The following is a 4,249-nucleotide window of genomic DNA, read 5'->3' as shown; positions in this document are numbered from 1 at the left end:
CACCTCATCCGCCTGCGCAACCCCAACCCCGCCCTCGTGCCCGCCGCCCCTGCTGAAGCCGCGCCGGCGCATGAAGGAGGTCACTGACCGTCATGGCCGAGACCGCACACGCACTCCCGCTCGACCCCCTCGAGCCCCGGGACCTCGTCGCGCCGCACCACGACGACAAGTCCCTCAATGAAACCCTGCTCGACCATGTCTGGCGCAAGCCGGGCAAGGGCTGGTTCATGCTGCTGGGCATCACGTCCGCGGCGCTGGGCCTGCTGGTCGTCGGTGTCACGTACACCCTCGCGCGCGGCATCGGCGTGTGGGGCAACAACCAGCCGGTGGGCTGGGCGTTCGACATCATCAACTTCGTCTGGTGGGTCGGTATCGGTCACGCCGGTACGCTCATCTCCGCCATCCTCCTGCTCTTCCAGCAGAAGTGGCGCACGAGCATCAACCGCTTCGCGGAGGCCATGACGCTGTTCGCGGTCATGTGCGCCGGCCTGTTCCCGCTGCTCCACACGGGCCGTCCCTGGTTCGCCTTCTGGCTGTTCCCCTACCCCAGCACCCTGGGCGCCTGGGCGCAGTTCCGCTCGCCGCTCGTGTGGGACGTGTTCGCCATCTCCACGTACCTCACGGTGTCCGCCCTCTTCTGGTACGTGGGCCTCATCCCGGACCTGGCGGCCCTGCGTGACTCGTCCAAGGGCAAGCTGCAGCGCACCATCTACGGCCTCTTCGCCCTCGGCTGGCGCGGCTCCGGCCGCCACTGGCACAACTACAAGATTGGCTACCTGCTGCTCGCCGGCCTCTCGACGCCGCTCGTGGTGTCCGTGCACACCATCGTGTCGTTCGACTTCGCCGTCTCCCAGATTCCGGGCTGGCACGCGACCATCTTCCCGCCCTACTTCGTGGCCGGCGCCGTGTTCAGCGGCTTCGCGATGGTGATCACCCTCATCGTGCCCGCCCGCAAGTACCTGGGCCTCCGGGACGTGATCACGGACCGCCACCTGGAGAACATGAACAAGGTCATCCTCGCGACGGGCCTGCTCGTGTCCTACGGGTACCTGATGGAGCACTTCATCGCCTGGTACTCCATGAACCAGTACGAGTTCTGGACCTTCTACGTGAACCGCGCCACGGGCCCCTACGCCGGCGTGTACTGGCTGATGATCGCCTGCAACGTCATCACCCCGAACATCTTCTGGTTCAAGAAGGCCCGCACCAGCATCCCCATCATGTGGGTGGCGTCCATCGCGGTGAACATCGGCATGTGGTGCGAGCGCTTCATCATCATCGTGACGTCGCTCTCCCAGGACTTCCTGCCCTCGTCGTGGGACATCTACACGCCGACCTGGGTGGACTGGTGCATCTACATCGGCACGCTGGGCCTGTTCGGCACCCTGTTCCTCCTGTTCCTCAAGTTCGTTCCCGCCGTCGCGGTGAGCGAGGTGAAGGAGCTCCAGCTGGAGCTCAAGCACGCCGCCCACGCCGCCCATGGCAACGGACACCACGGCTCGGACGCCGCGGCCACCCACGGAGCGCACTAGCATCATGGAAGCCAAGGTCCTTGATTCCTGGGTGTTGGCCGAGTTCGCCACTCCGGAAGCCCTCGTCTCCGCCACGCAGCAGATGCGCGAGAAGGGCTTCCAGGGGATGGACACCTACTCCCCCTACCCGCTCCACGGCGGGTCGGAGGCGCTGGGTCTGCCGCCCTCTCGCATGCCCTTCATCGCCCTGGGCGGCGGCCTCACCGGCATGGTGACCGCCCTCACGATGCAGACGTGGATGAACACCATCGACTACCCGCTCAACGTCGGCGGTCGTCCGCTGTTGAGCCTCCCGGCGTGGGTGCCCATCACGTTCGAGTTGAGCGTGCTGTTCGCCGCGTTCGGCATCTTTTTCGGCCTGCTCGGCCTGAGCAAGCTGCCGCAGCCCTACCACCCGGCCTTCGAGTCGGAAGAGTTCCGCAGCGCGTCCACGCACGGCTACTGGCTGAGCGTCCCGCACCCCACGGGCACGGACGCCGCGGACGTCAAGAACCAGCTGACGGCCCTGGGCGCGACCCACGTGACCGTCGTCTCCGGAGAGAACGAATGAGGTGGCTCATCCCCGCCGCCGGGCTCGCCGCGCTCACGGGCTGCAACGTCAGCTCGGAGTTCCTCCAGCGCATGGAGCACCAGGCCAAGTACGAGTACTACGAGACGTCCGAGTTCTGGCCGGACGGCCGCGCCATGCGCGTGCCCCCCGCCGGCACCATCCCGCGCGAGCGGCCGGTGGGCAACCCGGGCATCTCCACGGGCCGCGCCAACGGCGTGGCCGTGAACGCCATCCCCCTGCCGGTGGACAAGCACCTGCTGGAGCTTGGCCAGAAGAAGTACAACATCGTCTGCTCGCAGTGCCACGGCGTGCTCGGCGACGGCAACAGCGTCGTCGCGGAGAACATGGCGCTGCGCCTGCCTCCGTCCCTGCTGGAGCTCGCGGACAAGCCGGCCGGCCACTTCTACACCGCCATCAACGAGGGCTACGGCATCATGCCGTCCTTCTCGGGTGAGCTCGACACGCGTGAGCGCTGGGCCGTCGTCGCCTATGTGCGCGCGCTGCAGGCCGCCCGCAGCACCGCCGGGACGCAGCCCGTCCCGCAGGAGAACCGATGACTGCCATGGAGCGCTACACCGGCACGCCCAAGCTGATGGTGCCCGCGTTCGGCCTGGGCGTGGTGGGCCTCGTGCTCACCGCCGTGGGCTTCTTCATGAACCCCGCGGCGACCAGCTTCAGCTACCTCTTGGGCTTCACCTACTGGGTCGGCATCAGCGTGGCCGCCCTCATCATGCTGGCCATCTTCCACACGGCCAAGGCGAAGTGGCCCATCGTCCTGCGCCGCGCCATGGAGACCATCTCCATCGCGGTGCCCGTCTTCGCGGTGCTCATCCTCGCCCTCATCCCGATGATGAAGTACCTCTACCCCTGGGTGGATGGCTCGCCGCTGGCCGCCAACATCCACGGCATTGAAGTGGAGCACCTGGCCCACAAGAAGGCCCACTACCTGAACCTGGGCTTCTTCGCCGTCCGCCAGGTCATCTACTTCGCGGTGTGGATCTTCGTCTCGCACCGGCTGTACGGCTGGAGCACCCAGCAGGACGAGGTGGGCGGGCTGGAGCTCACCGTCAAGCAGCGCAAGTTCTCCCCGGGCGCCCTGCCCTTCCTGGCGCTGACCATCACCTTCGCCGCCTTCGACTGGCTGATGAGCCTCACCCCGCTGTGGCAGTCCACCATCTTCGGCGCCTACTACTTCGCCGGCAGCTTCCTGGCCGCCTTCTGCGTCCTCACGCTGGCCACGGTGCGGGCCCAGGGCAAGGACCTCTACGGCAGCCTGGTGAAGACGTCGCACTACCACAACCTGGGCAAGCTCATCTTCGCCTTCACGGCGTTCTGGGCCTACATCGGCTTCTCCCAGTTCCTGCTGGTGTGGATCGCCAACATCCCGGAAGAGGCCCCCTGGTACGGCCTGCGCATGTACGGCCCGTGGCGCGGCGTCTCCTACGTCATCTTCTTCGGCCACTTCGTGCTGCCGTTCTTCACGCTGCTGTCACGCAAGCTGAAGGAGAAGCCGGGGACGCTGGCGGTGGCCGCCACCTACATGCTTCTCATGCACGCCGTGGACCTGTATTGGCTCATCTGGCCGGCGTTCTCCGGTGAGGCCGGTCCGACGTTCCACTGGACGATTCTCACGGCCTTCGTGGGCGTGGGCGGGGTCTCGGTGGGCTACGCCCTGTTCCGGGCGCGCGGTCGGTACACCTTCCCGGTGAAGGACCCCTACATCGCGGAGTCCCTGAGGTACGTGCAGCCATGAAGAAGACCCAGTCCGAAGTCGAATCGCGGGTCATCGTCGGCGCGCATGGCGTGGCGGCCGAGGAAGACCACCTCGTCATGGGGAAGATCATCGGCGTCGGTGTGGGCGCCATGGTCCTCTTCTTCGTGGGCGCGGTGTGGGCCTGGCGCATCCAGGTCGTCACCATGGCGGAGGCCCAGCCGGACGGTCCTCCTCCGCGTCCCGCCGCGGTGGGCCAGTACGAGGTGGGCATCGTGAACCAGCGCCTGTTCGAGCAGGACTGGCGCGCGGCGGAGAAGATTGGCGGCCAGCACCAGGCGCTGAAGAACGGCTGGGGTGACCAGCCGGGCGTCACCGCCCACAAGTCGCTGGAGCAGGCCATGGGCCAGGTCATCATGACCGAGGCCCAGAAGGCCCGCGAGCCGGCCCCGGCCC

General features: G+C 67.1%; 5 protein-coding genes. All 5 read left to right on the top strand.

The window, feature by feature from the left end; genetic code table 11:
• The first annotated feature begins 92 nt into the window (after positions 1–92).
• Positions 93–1,532, top strand: coding sequence for an NrfD/PsrC family molybdoenzyme membrane anchor subunit (gene nrfD, locus D7W82_RS38595; RefSeq protein WP_120623034.1), 1,440 nt, complete (start codon positions 93–95; stop codon positions 1,530–1,532).
• A gap of 4 nt (positions 1,533–1,536) precedes the next feature.
• Positions 1,537–2,082: a DUF3341 domain-containing protein gene (locus tag D7W82_RS38590; RefSeq protein WP_120623033.1), complete on the top strand. Its 546-nt coding sequence runs from the start codon at positions 1,537–1,539 to the stop codon at positions 2,080–2,082.
• Complete coding sequence (locus D7W82_RS38585) at positions 2,079–2,639, top strand: cytochrome c (protein WP_120623032.1); 561 nt, start codon at positions 2,079–2,081, stop codon at positions 2,637–2,639. The genes D7W82_RS38590 and D7W82_RS38585 overlap by 4 nt, the downstream gene beginning before the upstream one ends.
• On the top strand, positions 2,636–3,835 hold the full coding sequence (locus D7W82_RS38580; protein WP_120623031.1) for a hypothetical protein: 1,200 nt from the start codon (positions 2,636–2,638) through the stop codon (positions 3,833–3,835). Before D7W82_RS38585 ends, D7W82_RS38580 begins: the two co-directional genes overlap by 4 nt.
• Positions 3,832–4,249: hypothetical protein (locus D7W82_RS38575; protein ID WP_120623030.1), on the top strand; the 418-nt coding region annotated here is incomplete at its 3' end. The genes D7W82_RS38580 and D7W82_RS38575, both read left to right, overlap by 4 nt.

The sequence above is a fragment of the Corallococcus sp. CA049B genome, assembly GCF_003611685.1.
Classification (GTDB): Bacteria; Myxococcota; Myxococcia; order Myxococcales; family Myxococcaceae; genus Corallococcus; species Corallococcus coralloides.
Note: the sequence above shows the minus strand (reverse complement) of the source record. Positions and strands in the feature narration are given on the sequence as shown.

What these genes read in the sequence shown, in the direction of transcription:
- nrfD (WP_120623034.1), top strand. Translation starts at nt 93, where the DNA reads ATGGCCGAGACCGCACACGCACTCCCGCTCGACCCCCTCGAGCCCCGG.
- D7W82_RS38590 (WP_120623033.1), top strand. Translation starts at nt 1,537, where the DNA reads ATGGAAGCCAAGGTCCTTGATTCCTGGGTGTTGGCCGAGTTCGCCACT.
- D7W82_RS38585 (WP_120623032.1), top strand. Translation starts at nt 2,079, where the DNA reads ATGAGGTGGCTCATCCCCGCCGCCGGGCTCGCCGCGCTCACGGGCTGC.
- D7W82_RS38580 (WP_120623031.1), top strand. Translation starts at nt 2,636, where the DNA reads ATGACTGCCATGGAGCGCTACACCGGCACGCCCAAGCTGATGGTGCCC.